Below are 13,332 nucleotides of genomic sequence, written 5' to 3' on the forward strand. Positions count from 1 at the left end.
AGCAAACGATCTGCTCATGAAACGCGTGGCGCCGGGCGGCTCGTGTTCGGCGTCCGCCGCCGGCGGCTCTAACGTGGCCGGTATGACGGGACACCACGACCTGCGGAGCACCGAGGACGCCATCACCCAGCGGCTGGGCGGCCTGAACATCGACTTCGAGGCCATGTGGGCGGTCTCGAACATCTACCGGGCCTCGGCCTCGATCCGGAACCACTTCGAACGGACCGTGCTCCGCGACACCGGACTGACCTGGACCGGGTTCGTGGTGATGTGGGTGGTGTGGATCTGGGGGGAGAGCGAGACCCGCCATGTCGCCGCCGAGGCCGGCATCTCCAAGGGCACCCTCACCGGCGTGACCAAGACGCTGGAGTCCTACCGCTACGTCCGCCGCTCCCCCCACCCGACCGACAGGCGGCGCGTCATGCTGGCGCTCACCCCGCCCGGCGAGCGGCTCATGCGCACGCTGTTCCCCGACTTCAACCGCGAGGAGGCGTTCGTCGTCAAGGACCTGGACGGCGAGCAGCGCAGGGCGCTCGCCGCCGCGCTGCGCACGATCGTGCGACATCTGGAGACCTCCTAGCCTCAGGGCCCCTCGGGGTCGATCACGTGCCGGTCCACCCAGAACGGCTCCAGCAGGCCGCGCAGCCGGTCGGCGCCGACCCGCTCCAGCAACTCCAGCGCGCCCACGTTCTCCAGCAACTGGCCGGTGCCGCTGCTGCCGAACAGCACGGTGCACACAGACGGGTGGCTGAGTGCGAAAGCCAGGCAGAGCTGGGCCGCGGTGGCGTCCAGGTCGGCGGCGACCGCGCCGATGCCGCCGGCCGCTTCGATGATCCGGTCCCGCACCAGCCCCGGATCCCGGCCGATCTGCCGGGTCAGCGACTTGCGCCCGGCCAGCAGGCCGCCCTCCAGCACGTCGGAGGCCTGCAGGCTGATCCCCTCGGCGAACACCGCCGCGAACGGCGCCCCGTCGGGGATCGACCGGCGGCACGGGCTGTACTTGAGCTGGGCGAGCTGCGGCCCCGGCGACCCGGCCGCCAGCGCGTGCCGCCTGATCTCGTGCACCGCCGAGGCCGACCAGTTGTTCACCCCCCAGCAGCCCAGCAGCCCGAGGGACTCCAGCTCGGCCAGGTCGGCGGCCAGGCGGCGCAGGTCGAGGCCCTCGTCGCGGATGTCGCCCAGCACCGCCATGTCGGCCCGCTCCGCGCCCACCCGGAACAGCGCGTGTTCGAGCTGGTCGCGCAACGCCTGCTCGGGGTACGGCTCCAGCCACAACTTGACCGACAGCAGGTAGTCGTCCCGGTCGATGCCCGCCGCGCGGACGATCGCGGAGAACAGCACGTCGGTGTAGACGGGGGGCTGGTCGGCCAGGCCGTACACGCCGACGTCGAACAGGTTGACGCCCAGGTCGACGGCGCGCTGCAGCATCGCCACGGAGTCGGCGAAGTTCATCCTGTCGTAGATGTGCCAGGAGCCCAGCGACAGGACGGAGGCGTCGGGACCGCGGGTGCCGATCCGGCGACGCGGGATGATCTTCGACATCGGTCTCCTCGTTACGGAAGCCAGGGATGGATGACGGCCTTGACCTGCTGGAGCCGGGACATCGAGACGAGCGCCGCGGAGGCGCCCGCCAGCCCGGCGGGCTCGCCGAACAGATCGTCCCAGGGGAATCTGAGCCGGAAGGCGCGCAGGAACTCGACCGCCCGGTGGTAGTCGGCGACGTCGCCGTTGAGCGAGCCGCGCACGGTGAGCTCCTTGCCCATGACCGTGCCCAGCGGGATCGGCTCGGGGCGCGGCCCGGTGCTGCCGACCACGACGAACGTGCCGCCCCAGGCGGCGGCGTCCACCGCCTCCGCGCCCACGCCGGGCGCCCCCGCCAGGTCGAGCACCAGGTCGGCGCCGCGCCCCTCGGTGGCCTCCAGCACGGCGGCCAGCCGGTCGGCGGGCTCGCCGTCCAGGCCGACGGTGACGTCCGCGCCGAACCTCCTGGCCAGGTCCAGCCGGTAGCCGGGACCGCCGACGGTGATCACCGTGCCGGCGCCCGACGCCCTGGCCACCGCGGTGGCCACCAGGCCGAGCGCGCCCGCGCCCTGCACCAGCACGCTGGAGCCGGGGCGCAGGCCGCCGGCCCGGTCGAAGGCGTGCAGCACGGTCTTGACCGAGCAGCCCGCGGCGGCGGCCCAGGTGTCGGGCACGTCGCCGGGCAGCACGACCTTCTGCGCGCCCGGCGTCACGTAGGCGTACTCGGCCAGGCCCGCCGTGGAGTACGGCCAGCGGTCGGCGCGCTGGCGGAAGCCGTACCCGCGGTCGAGGCAGGCCACCGGGGCGCGCAGCACCGTGCAGCCGTAGCAGTGCCCGCAGGTGGACTCCGACCAGCCGATCCGGTCGCCCACCTGGACCGGGCGGCCCAGCGCGTCGACCGTGCCGGGGCCGACGGCCTCCACCACGCCCGCCATCTCGTGGCCGAGCACCATCGGCAGCATGCCGGGCAGCGACATGGCGCCGCTCCACAGGTGGACGTCGGTGGCGCACAGGGTGGCGCAGCGGACGGCGACGACCGCCGCGCCCGCCTCGCACTCCTCCGGTAGCGGGATCTTCTCCAGGGCCAGCGGCCCGGCGTGTTCGCGCAGCACCGCGGCCCTGGTGGAGGTGGGGACTGGCATGTGATCCTCTCCGATGCGCTATCTGGTGTGGGCGGTGTCCCAGACCTCGTCGCGGCTGCGCCACCACAGCAGCACGAGGATCACCAGGAACGGGACGACGCCGCGGTACTGCTGGATGGCGGCCAGCGAGGCCGACAGCCCCTCCAGGCAGCCGAGGAGCACCCCGCCCGCCAGGGTCAGCGGCAGGCTGCGGAACCCGCCGACCATGGCGACGGCCAGCGCCGTGGTGATGAGGTTGCCGAGGGTGGAGAAGTCGCCGCCGAGGCGCGGCGCGACCAGCACGATGACCAGCGCGCTGATCGCGCCGATCGCCGCCCACACGGCCACGGCCAGGCGCGGCGCGGCGATGCCGACCACCTGGGCCGTGGCGGGCCGCTCCGACAGCGCCTGCAGCCGCAGCCCGACGGCGGTCCTGGTGAGCAGCAGGCCGACGCCGACGGTGATGAGGACGGCGAAGGCCAGCGAGACGAGCACCGACTGCGGCACCACGACGCCGCCCACCGTGAAGGCGGGCGCGTCGAACCAGGCCGGGAAGCGCCGCGCGCCGGTCGTCACACTGCCGAACAGGCGCAGCCCGATCGCCATGATCGCGACGTACACCGCCACGGTCACGGCGGCCTTGGTGCGCTCGCCGTGCTCGCCGAACCAGCGGGCCAGCGCGGCACCGAGCAGTGCCGACAGCGCGCCGCCCGCGACCGCGCCGAGCGGCAGCGCGAGCCAGGCGGGCAGCCCGGCGTCGGTGAGCGTGACCATGACGAAGGCGCCCATCGCGCCGACCGCCGCCATCGCGAAGTTGACCACGGCGACCAGCCGGTAGGTGAGCACGACGCACAGGCCGAGCAGCGCGTACACACCGCCGCTGGTCAGGCCCGCCACCACGGAGTTCAGCATCACTTTCTCCCCGGCACGATGAAGTCCTCGGGCAGGACCTCCCACTTGCCGCCGTTGACCTTGACGAAGCGGCTGCCCTCGATCGGGTTGTGCGCCTCGCCCGGACCGAACACCCACGGCGTGCCCACCATCGGGTAGTCGATCGGCTGCATGCCCTTGAACGCCGCGGTGACCGATTCACGGGTGATGTCGCCCTTGATGGACTTCAGCACCTGGACGAACACGTCGGCCGCCATCACCGCGCCCTGGCTGAACGCGGTCTTCTGGATCTTGTTCTTGTCGATGACCTGTGCCCAGCGCTGGTTGCCGGGCAGCGACTCGTCGGTGTACGGCTGCCACTCGGTGCCCGCGTACGCCTTCATCCCGTCCGGGATGACCTCGGCGTTGGCGTCGGTGTAGCTGTTGGCCGCCATGATGAAGTCCACGTCCTGCATGCCCTGCGTCTTGGCCTGCGCGAACCACGGCCCGACCTGCGCGTTGTAGAGGATCGCCTGGCACCCGGAGCTCTTGGCCTTGACCAGGTACGGCGTCGGGTCGCCCTGGCCGACCGAGGTGTCCTTGACCGCGAGCGACTTGCCGGTCAGGCCGGTCCACTCCTTGATCGCGTTGTCGATGCCGCCGCCGCTGCCCGGCAGCACGGTGAAGTAGAGGCAGACCTTGTCCCGCTTCAGCGTCTCGGAGGCGTAGTAGAGCATCGCGGTGATCAGCTTGAACGGGCCGGGGTTGACCGGCGCGATGTTCGGGCTGGTGAAGCAGGCGGGGTCGACGCCGATGGCCGGGATGGAGACGATCCCGGCATTGCTGTAGGTGGCCCGGTTGAGGCCGCAGTCCACGGCGCTGGAGGAGCCGACGAGCGCGACCACGTTCTCCGACTCGATGAGCTCCAGCGCGGCCTCGGTGGAGCGCTGCGGGTTCATCGCGTCGTCCCTGCTGATCAGCTCGATCTTGCGGCCGTTGATCCCGCCGGCCGCGTTGACCTCCTCGAACACCGCCTTGACCGCAGGCGGCACCTCCGGGGTCTGGAACAGGCCGGTGACGCCGTTGATCGAACCGACCTTGATCGGGTCGCCGGGACCGCCACCGCCGCCCCCGCAGGCGGTGACGGCCAGGCAGAGCGCGAGCGCCGCCGACGCGGCCAGGTGCGAACGCTTCATGGGTGTCCTTCGTCCGGTGAGGTTGGGGGGTGTCAGGCCACGGGGACGTCCGCAGTGCCGAGGTAGGCGGCCACGACCGCCGGATCCTCCAGCACCGCCCCGGTCGGGCCCGAGGCGATGACGTGACCGAAGTCGAGGACGGTGACCTGCTCGCAGGCCGCCCTGACCAGTTCCAAGTCGTGCTCGACCAGCAGGACCGACACCCCGAAGCGCGCCGGAACCTGGGCCAGCCTGGCGCCCAGCGCCAGCGACTCGGCCGCCGACTGGCCCGCGCCCGGCTCGTCCAGCAGCGCGACGCGGGGCCTGGCGGCGACCGCGGCGGCCACGTCGAGCAGGCGGCGGGTGCCCGCGTCGAGGATCGAGACCGGCACCACGCCCGGCGGGCAGCCGAAGAAGGCCAGCAGCTCGTCGGCCTCCTCGGCGGCCAGCCTGCGGCCGGCGCCGATCGTCATGTACTCGTACTGGGTCAGCTCGGGCGCGATGAGCGTGGTCTGGAAGGTACGGCGCAGCCCCCGCCGCGCCCTGCCGCTGGGACTGAGCCCGTCCAGCGGGTCACCGGCCAGCGCGACGGTGCCCTGGTAATCGGCGACGAAGCCGCTGACCGCCGCGATGAAGGTGGACTTGCCCGCGCCGTTCGGGCCGATCAGGCCGACGACGGAGGCGGCGGGGACGGTCAGGTCCATCTCGTCGAGGGCGAGGACCTCGCCGTAGCGCACGGTGAGGCCGCGCACGGTGAGGCTCGGCTGCGCCGCCGTACCCGCCGGGTCTTCCGGGGCGGGCTCGTGCTCGGGCCGCGGGTCGCGGGACGCGAGCAGGGCCCGCGCCGCGCGTTCCCGTCTGTGGGAGCGGACCAGGTCGGTCTGGCTGACCCCGCCGCGCAGTGCGAAGATCGCCATGATGCCGAACAGGATGCCGCCCAGGTCCTGCGGCAGCCTGAGCTTCTCCAGCAGGGTCGCCATCACCGCGCCGAAGACGCCGCCCATCAGCGCGCCCTCGGGGTGGTGCGGCCCGATCAGGACGGCCACCGCGAACAGCGCCAGCGACTGCGTCATCGCGAAGTTGCCGGAGACCACCAGGCCGAGCTGCCCGGCCATCAGCCCGCCGCCGACGCCCGCGATGAAGGCGCTGATCGCGAACGCGGCCAGCTTGCTGCGCGCCACCGAGATGCCGTGCGCGGCGGCGGCCCGCTCGGAGTGGCGCAGTTCCAGCCACGACATGCCGAGCCTGGTCCGGTTGAGCACCGCCAGGCCGAGCGCGATCAGCGTGAAGACGATCACGGTGAGCACGAAGTAGCGGCTGTTGGTGCCGAACATCGACGGCCTGACCAGCGTCTTCAGCTCGCTCGTACCGGGGAACTGGTGGGCGTTGAGGACGATGTCGGTGGAGACCGCGAAGCCGAGCGTGACCACCGCCAGGTTCACGCCGCGGATGCGCAGCGCGGGCAGCCCGATCGCCACGCCGACCGGCACCGCCGCCAGCCCGCCGAGCAGCAGCCAGAGCGGCAGCCCGCCGGGCGCGTCGGCCAGGTTCAGCCGCAGCACCACCCAGGCGCCGATGGCGGCGAACGACATCTGGCAGAGCGACATCATCCCGGCCCTACCGATGATCACGCCGTAGCTCTGCATGATGACCGCGCTGACCATCGCCGCGACCGCGAGATAGATCCAGTACGGCGGCAGCACCGCGGGCAGCGCCACGCAGGCCGCCACCGCGGCGCCCACCCCCAGCGCGGCGGCCCGGCGGTCGATCAGGTTCATCGGCTGTCGCTCCCATCCCCGGCGGGCGCCAGGCCGAAGTAGCACTCGTGCAGCCGCTCGTCGTCCCCGCGCAGCTCGGCGCACGGGCCGTCGAAGACCACCCGGCCCTTGCGCAGGATGTACGCGTGGCTGCCGAGCTCCAGCGCCAGCCCGGCGAACTGCTCGATGAGCAGGACCGCGATGCCCAGGCCCACCAGGTCGCCGACGGCCTTCATCAGGCGGCGCACCGCGACCGGGGCGAGGCCGAGCGACATCTCGTCGATCAGCACCACCTTCGGGTCCGACACCAGGGCGCGGCCGAGCACCAGCATCTGCTGCTCGCCGCCCGACAGGTGCCCGGCCTGGAGCCCGCGGCGGTTGTCCAGTTCGGGGAAGAGCCGGTAGACGGTGGCCGGGTCGCCGTCGCCCGCCTGCGAGACGAGCAGGTTCTGCTCGACGGTGAGGGTGCGGAAGACCGTGCGGGACTGCTCGACGTACCCGAGCCCGGCCTGGGCGCGCTTGTAGGTGGGCAGCCGCTGGATGGCGAGGCCGTCCAGCTCGATCGTCCCCGCCGGGGTGGGGGCGAGACCGGCGATGCCGTCCATGAGCGTGGTCTTGCCCGCGCCGTTCGCGCCGAGCACCACCGTCACCGCGCCGGCCGCCACGTCCACCGAGACGTCCTGGACGACCGGGACCTCGCCCCGGTTGACCGCCACGCCGCTCAGCCGGAGGATCCCGCCGGACATCAGCGTTCTCCGGCGAAGGCCGAGCGCAGGGCGGCGGCGGCACGCCGGTGCGCGTCGCTCGCCGCGCCCAGCTCGGTGGCCAGCAGGCCGAAGAAGCCGTGGATCAGGCCGTCGTAGCGGACCAACTCGACCGGGACGCTGGCCTTCTCCAGGCGGCGGGCGTACTCCTCGCCCTCGTCGCGCAGCACGTCGTACTCCGCGCCCATGACCAGCGCGCGGGGCAGGCCCGACAGGTCGGTGGCGCGCAGCGGGAGTAAGTAGGGGTCGGTGAGGTCCTCGGGGCCGCGCGGGTAGAGGGTGAAGAACCACGCCATGCTGTCCTTGGACAGGAAGTAGCCGTCGGCGTACTCGCGGTAGGAGGCCTGGCCGTCGTCGCAGTGGCCGACCACCGGAGAGACCAGCACCTGCAGCGCGATCGGCGGCCCGCCCAGGTCACGCGCCTTGAGCGCGACGACGGCGGCCAGGTTGCCGCCCGCGCTCTCGCCGCCGACCGCGATCCGCGCCGGGTCGGCGCCGAGCTCCGCGCCGCGCGCCGCGATCCACTCGACCACGGCGTAGCAGTCGTCCACGGCGGCCGGGTACGGGTTCTCGGGTGCCAGCCGGTAGTCGACCGACACCACCACCGCGCCCGCCCGCGCGCACACCTCCCGGCAGGCGACCTCGTTCTCGTCCAGCGAGCCGATCGTCCAGCCGCCGCCGTGGAACCAGACGAAGGCGGGGAAGGGGCCGTCGCCATCAGGGGTGTAGACGCGGACCGGGACGTCGCCGAGGATCGTGTCGGCCACCCCGCCCACCGGCGGGAGGTCGTCCGGCATCCGCCAGAGGCCGCGGAACATCTCGCGCATGGTCCGCGGGTCGAGCGGCGCGGCCTGGGCGGGATCCTCGACGCGGGTGCGTTCAATGATCCGCTGCGCCTCGGGATGGAGGGGCATCATGACCTCTCGAAAATCGTATTTGATTCCATGTACGGTATGTGGATCCGGATGATGGTGTCCAGAGCGAAGAGGTAGACGTTGCGCAACGAATGCCGGGACGAGACGACCGCCGCGGACACCGTGCTCACCGGAGGGCGCGTCCACACCGTCGACGCCGCCGACCGCGTCCGCGAAGCCCTCGCGATCCGCGACGGCCGGATCGCCAGGGTGGGCACCGCCGACGAGGTCGCCCCCCTGATCGGCCGGACCACCCGCGTCGTCGACCTGGCCGGCGCCTCGGTGCTACCGGGGATCAACGACTCCCACCTGCACGGCGTCTGGCTCGGCGCCATGTGGCCTCGGCTCCTGATGGACCAGCTCACCGCGCCGGGGCACGGGAGACCAGAGCCCGGCGCGGCCGGGCCTTCGCGGCTGGAGGGCAGTGCCGAGCGGCGGGCCGCGATCCTGCGTACGCAGGAGTTGCTGGCCTCGCTGGGGGTGACGAGCTACACCGAGCCCGGCCTGGGGCCGGGTGAGGACGCGGGCGCGAGCGGCTGCTTCTCCTCCGGGGCGCTGCGGGACTACGCCGACCTGGCCGCCGAAGGGCTGCTCACCGCACGGGTCACCGCGCTGATGCTGTTCGGGGAGCTGGACGGCCCGAGCACGCTCGACGCCCTGCTGGACGGCCTGCGCGACTTCAAGCCGCCGCGCGACGTGCCGGGCTGGTTCAGAGTGGCGGGCGTCAAGATCTTCGCCGACGGCATCCCCCCGATGAGCACCGCCTGGACCGACGAACCCTACGCCGACGGCACCGGCCACGGCTCCCTCCTGATCGCCCCGCTCGACGCCCCGAGCCCCGGGTACGGCACGGGCCCTGGCTACGGCACGGGCCCTGGGTACGGCACCGGCCCTGGGTACGGCACCGGCGAGCGCCGCAGCGCGGGCGCCGTGGGCGAGAGTGCGGGTGACGGCGAGGACGACCGGCGGGGGAAGGCGTTCTCACTGATGGTTCGGGCGGCGCACGCGGCCGGGTACCAGGTCGGGGTGCACGCCACCGGCGGCCGGGCGACGCGGGCCGCCGTCGAGGCGATGCGGGCCGCCATGGCGGCGGACGGGCGGTGGGGGGCGCGGCACTACGTCATCCACGGCGACGTGCTGCGTCCCGGGACGCTGGCGGCCATGGCCGAGGCGGGGATCGGGTTGAACACGCAGGCGGGGATCGCGGTGGCGACCGAGGACATGCTGGTGGGCGCGCTCGGTGAGCGGGTGCTGCCGGACGCCTGGCCGGTACGGGACACGCTGGCCGCGCGGGCCGTACTGTGCCTGAGTTCGGACGCGCCCGTGCTCAGCCCGGACTGGCGGGCCGGACTGGCCGCCGCCGTCACCCGCAAGGGCGCGGACGGGCGGGTGCGCGGACCCGCGCAGCGCCTGAGCGTCGCCCAGGCGCTGCGCGCGTACACGATCGCACCCGCCTGGCAGGATGGCGCCGAGGCGTGGAAGGGCTCCCTGGAGGAGGGCAAGACAGCCGACCTCTGCGTACTGGGCGGCGACCTCCTCGACACCGAACCCGACGCCATCCCCCAACTCCCCATCCAGATGACCATGATCGGCGGACACGTGATCCACGAGGCCTGACCCGCCTGCGGTCAAGTCAGTCCGTCGGCCCGTCGGTGCCCCAGGAGGCGTCGGGGTGGACGATGTCGCGGTCGAGCCACAGGTCGGTGAGTGCCTCGCGCAGGGTGTCGCCGTGGCGGGTGAGCAGGTCCAGTGCGCCGAGGTTGTCCTGGAGTTGGGCCAGGTCGCTCACGCCGAACAGGACGGTGGCGACCGGGGGATGTGTCAGGCAGTAGGCCACCGCGAGCTGTGCCGGAGTGGCCCCGAGCCGGTGGGCCGCCGCCTCCACGCGGGGGTAGGCGGCCCTGATCCGGTCGCGGATGCCGCCCGGGTCGGCGCCGATCTTGCGGGTGGGCTGGAGCTTCCCGGCGAGGATGCCGCCCTCGAAGACATCGGAGGCCTGCAGGCCCATCCCGCCTTCGGCGAAGAGCCGCCCGTACGGCTCGCCCTCGGGCACCGAGCGCCGCGCCAGGCTGTACTTGAGCTGCGCGAACGACGGCGGCGTCACCCCCTCGGCGATCGCGATCTCCCGCGCCCGCCACACGTCACGCGCCGCCCAGTTGTTCACCCCCCACGCCCCGAACCATCCGTCCCGCATCAGCTCCCCCACCTCGCCCACCACGGCCCGCAGGTCGAGCGGCCCGAAGAAGTCGCCGAGGACCACGAGGTCGGCCCGGTCGACCCCGACCCGGTCCAGTGAGGTGCGCAGCTGCCCGGCGAAGGAGGCGGCCGGATAGTCCCACAGCCACAGCTTGCCGCACAGCAGGTAGTCCTCCCTGGCGACCCCGGCCTCCCGTACCGCCTTGCCGAAGATCACGTCGGTCATGGCGTTCTCGGCGTGCGGCCCGAAGTTGTAGTGGGCCACGTCGAACAGGGTGATCCCGCGCCCGACGGCGGTCGCGATCAGCTCGGCCGCCCGCTCCGGCGTCATACGGTCCCATGTGTTCCACGACCCGAGCCTGAACACCGGCACCTCGGGCCCGTTCGCGCCGAGCCGCCGGGTGGGCACCTGACCTGCGTCCACCGCCGTTCCTCCCATTCCCTGGCCACCGAGACCACAAATCGTATATTATTCCCCATACTTTAAGGAGAGGTTGCCATGTCCCCCCACCTGGACAACTCCGGCCCCGAACGCATCGTGGACGTCGCCATCGGCTACATGGCCGCCAAACAGCTCTTCGCGGCGGCCGAGAACGGCCTGTTCGCCGCGCTGGCCGACGCTCCCGCGAGCGCGGGCGAACTGGCCGAGCGCACCGGGCTGCCCGCCCGCACGGCCAGGATCCTGGCCGACGCCATGTCCTCCCTCGGGCTGCTGAGCAGAACCGGCGGCCGGTACGCCAACACCCCCGCCACCGCCCGCTATCTCACCGGCGGCGACGACATCGATCTGCGGCCGTTCCTCGCCTTCCTGGACGGCATCAGCTACGGCCACTGGCAGGGCTTCGGCACCACCGCCCGTACGGCCCGGCCCGCGCCGCTCGACCTGGGCGGCGACCGGATGGGCCGGTTCCTGACCGGGGTGATGACCTACAACGCGCTGCACGCGAGCATGCTCGCCACCGCGTACGACTTCACCGTCCACCGGCGCGTCCTCGACCTCGGCGGCCTGTCCGGCTCGTTCCTGGCCGAGGCGCTGCGCTCGGCGCCCGGCCTGCGCGGCGTGTTCCTGTCCGGCGGGGACCTGGCCGGGCACGCCAGGAAGACGCTGGCCGAGGCGGGGGTGGGCGACCGGGTGGAGGTCGTGGAGGGCGACCCGCTCACCGGCGACGTGCCCGCCGGCTTCGACCTGGTGCTGCTGGAACACCTCGTCCACCGCTACCAGCCCGACCAGAACCTGGCCATCGCCCGCCGCGCCCGCCAGGCCGCCGACCCCGGTGCCCGGCTGCTCCTGCTGGACTTCTTCCTCGACTCCGACCCCGCCCAGCGGCCCATCGACGCGCTGCACGCGGCGGAGTACCTCGTCATCGACGGCACCGTGGTCTACCCCGAGGACGAGGTGCGCGGCTGGCTGACCGAAGCCGGCTGGACGCCCCTGGAGACCCTCACCCTCCCCGGCAGCCCCCGGGTGATCGTCGCGGAAGCCCGATGAGCGGGCGGGTCGTGCTGGTCACGGGTGGGGCGAGCGGAATCGGGCGGGCGGCGGCGGAGGCGTTCGCGGCGGCGGGCGACCGGGTGGTCGTCGCCGACGTGGACGGCGCCGCGGCCAAGGCGGTCGCCGCCGGGCTCGGCGCGACCGCCGTCGAGATGGACATCACCGACGCCGCCCAGGTCGCCGCGGGCGTGGCCGAGGCGGGCCCGGTCGAGGTGCTGGTGAACAACGCGGGCATCGTGGCGGGCGGCGGCCCGCTGACCGAGCTGCCGGTGGAGATCCTCGACCGGGTGATCGCGGTCAACCTGCGCGGCACGTTCCTGGTCACCCAGGCGGTGACCCGGCGGATGATCGCCGAGGGCCGCGCCGGGAGTGTGGTGAACATCAGCTCCATCGGCGCCCGTCAGCCGACCGCCGGGCTGGGCCACTACGAGGCCACCAAGGCCGCCGTGGACGCGCTCACCAGGACCGCCGCGCTGGAGCTGGCCGGGCACGGCATCAGGGTGAACGGCGTCGCCCCCGGCCCCGTGCACACCCCGATGACCGCGGGCCTGATGGACGACCCCCGGGCCCGCGCCGCCTGGGAGTCGCGCATCCCACTCGGCCGGATCGCCTCGACCGGCGACATCATCCCGCTGGTCCTCTTCCTGGCCTCACCCCAGGCGGGCCACATCACGGGGACGGTGGTACAGGTGGACGGGGGTCAGCTCCTGGTCTGACCCACAGGGCAGACGGGGGTACGGCAACCCTGAGGCGCGGGACGCCTTGGTGGAGCTCACCGATCGTCCCCGGCCCGCCGGAGGGCTCTCAGGACGGTGTCGCGGAACTCCGCCCCGGCGAGGGCGCCCCGGTGGTCGCCGGGCACGGTCACCAGTTCGGCTCCGGCGGTCAGGCCGGCGACGCGCTCGACGCCGGTCGTCATCGGGTCGTCGCGGCCGGCGACGAAGACGGGCGGCCGTTCCCCGGGCCACGCGCCGGGCTCGAACGGGGTGGCCCGCAGCCCTTCCACGCAGGTCACCAGGCCGGCCGCGCGCTCGCCGGAGGAGCGGACCAGGCCCGCGATCATCGCGGTCAGCGGGTCGGCCGGGTCGGCTCCGGTGGTGACCGCGAGGCGCAGCGCCTCGACGTCCACGGGGGCGAACGGCTCGAACGGGCTGAGCCCGCCGAGCACGGCCTGCCGTACCCGGCCGGGCAGTTCCCAGGCGAGGCGGGAGCCGAGGGAGTAGCCGACGACGTCGTACTCCCGGTCGCCGACCGCCGTGGCCAGGCGTGTGGCGATCGCGGCCGCGCCCGCCTCGGCGGGGTCGCCGGGGGCGGGGCTGTCGCCGTGTCCGGGCAGGTCGGGGACGATCACCGTGCGTCCCTCGCCGGTGAGGGCGGCGACCAGGCCGGTCTCCTCCCAGTCGGCGCGGCCGTCGGAGGCGAACCCGTGCACGAGGAGCACGGGCGGCGCCGTCTCCGGCTCCTGCGGGATGAACGTGCGCACGGCGAGGCCGGCGCATTCCGTCACATAGTTTCGCATACG

At 73.3% G+C, this 13,332-nt stretch carries 13 protein-coding genes; 4 read left to right on the plus strand and 9 right to left on the minus strand.

The genetic code is table 11. The features are described from left to right. The first annotated feature begins 82 nt into the window (after positions 1–82). Positions 83–580: a MarR family winged helix-turn-helix transcriptional regulator gene (locus ABZ911_RS08930; protein ID WP_358053531.1), complete on the plus strand. Its 498-nt coding sequence runs from the start codon at positions 83–85 to the stop codon at positions 578–580. A 2-nt stretch (positions 581–582) separates the two neighbouring features. On the opposite strand, the gene ABZ911_RS08935 is transcribed toward ABZ911_RS08930, so the two are convergent. Genes ABZ911_RS08935 through ABZ911_RS08965 form a run of 7 tightly spaced genes read right to left on the minus strand, consistent with a single transcriptional unit; the run spans position 583 to position 8,125 of the window. Continuing rightward, entirely contained in the window at positions 583–1,542 is a 960-nt protein-coding gene (locus tag ABZ911_RS08935) for an aldo/keto reductase (RefSeq protein WP_358053533.1), read from the minus strand. A gap of 11 nt (positions 1,543–1,553) precedes the next feature. Next, on the minus strand, positions 1,554–2,663 hold the full coding sequence (locus tag ABZ911_RS08940) for a zinc-binding dehydrogenase (RefSeq protein WP_358053534.1): 1,110 nt from the start codon (positions 2,661–2,663) through the stop codon (positions 1,554–1,556). Positions 2,664–2,681: 18 nt separating this feature from the next. Then, positions 2,682–3,554 carry a branched-chain amino acid ABC transporter permease gene (locus ABZ911_RS08945; RefSeq protein ID WP_358053536.1) on the minus strand — a complete coding sequence of 291 codons (873 nt, stop codon included), beginning with the start codon at positions 3,552–3,554 and terminating at the stop codon, positions 2,682–2,684. Next, positions 3,554–4,708, minus strand: coding sequence for an ABC transporter substrate-binding protein (locus ABZ911_RS08950; RefSeq protein WP_358053539.1), 1,155 nt, complete (start codon positions 4,706–4,708; stop codon positions 3,554–3,556). The genes ABZ911_RS08945 and ABZ911_RS08950 overlap by 1 nt, the downstream gene beginning before the upstream one ends. Before the next feature lie 32 nt (positions 4,709–4,740). Continuing rightward, complete coding sequence (locus tag ABZ911_RS08955) at positions 4,741–6,465, minus strand: ATP-binding cassette domain-containing protein (RefSeq protein WP_358053541.1); 1,725 nt, start codon at positions 6,463–6,465, stop codon at positions 4,741–4,743. Beyond that, positions 6,462–7,190: an ABC transporter ATP-binding protein gene (locus ABZ911_RS08960; RefSeq protein WP_358053543.1), complete on the minus strand. Its 729-nt coding sequence runs from the start codon at positions 7,188–7,190 to the stop codon at positions 6,462–6,464. Before ABZ911_RS08960 ends, ABZ911_RS08955 begins: the two co-directional genes overlap by 4 nt. Continuing rightward, positions 7,190–8,125: an alpha/beta hydrolase gene (locus ABZ911_RS08965; RefSeq protein ID WP_358053545.1), complete on the minus strand. Its 936-nt coding sequence runs from the start codon at positions 8,123–8,125 to the stop codon at positions 7,190–7,192. The genes ABZ911_RS08960 and ABZ911_RS08965 overlap by 1 nt, the downstream gene beginning before the upstream one ends. Positions 8,126–8,203: 78 nt before the next feature. Between ABZ911_RS08965 and ABZ911_RS08970 the strand changes: the two genes are divergently transcribed. Continuing rightward, positions 8,204–9,739, plus strand: a complete 1,536-nt coding sequence (locus ABZ911_RS08970) for an amidohydrolase family protein (protein WP_358053547.1) — start codon at positions 8,204–8,206, stop codon at positions 9,737–9,739. A 16-nt stretch (positions 9,740–9,755) separates the two neighbouring features. Here ABZ911_RS08970 and ABZ911_RS08975 read toward each other — a convergent pair whose 3' ends face one another. Continuing rightward, complete coding sequence (locus ABZ911_RS08975) at positions 9,756–10,742, minus strand: aldo/keto reductase (protein ID WP_358053549.1); 987 nt, start codon at positions 10,740–10,742, stop codon at positions 9,756–9,758. 75 nt (positions 10,743–10,817) lie between these two features. Here ABZ911_RS08975 and ABZ911_RS08980 point away from each other — a divergent pair, with 75 nt between their 5' ends. Together ABZ911_RS08980 and ABZ911_RS08985 are read left to right on the plus strand one after the other, a co-directional pair. Further along, positions 10,818–11,807 (plus strand): methyltransferase, encoded by a 990-nt coding sequence (locus ABZ911_RS08980; RefSeq protein WP_358053552.1) that lies wholly within the window; start codon positions 10,818–10,820, stop codon positions 11,805–11,807. Continuing rightward, positions 11,804–12,526, plus strand: a complete 723-nt coding sequence (locus ABZ911_RS08985; protein ID WP_358053554.1) for an SDR family NAD(P)-dependent oxidoreductase — start codon at positions 11,804–11,806, stop codon at positions 12,524–12,526. Before ABZ911_RS08980 ends, ABZ911_RS08985 begins: the two co-directional genes overlap by 4 nt. A 56-nt stretch (positions 12,527–12,582) precedes the next feature. Here the strand turns inward: ABZ911_RS08985 and ABZ911_RS08990 are convergent, their stop codons facing one another. After that, on the minus strand, positions 12,583–13,329 hold the full coding sequence (locus ABZ911_RS08990; protein ID WP_358053556.1) for an alpha/beta hydrolase: 747 nt from the start codon (positions 13,327–13,329) through the stop codon (positions 12,583–12,585). Between the last annotated feature and the right edge of the window lie 3 nt (positions 13,330–13,332).

It is taken from the genome of Nonomuraea sp. NPDC046570, from assembly GCF_040645915.1.
Taxonomy (GTDB): Bacteria; Actinomycetota; Actinomycetes; order Streptosporangiales; family Streptosporangiaceae; genus Nonomuraea.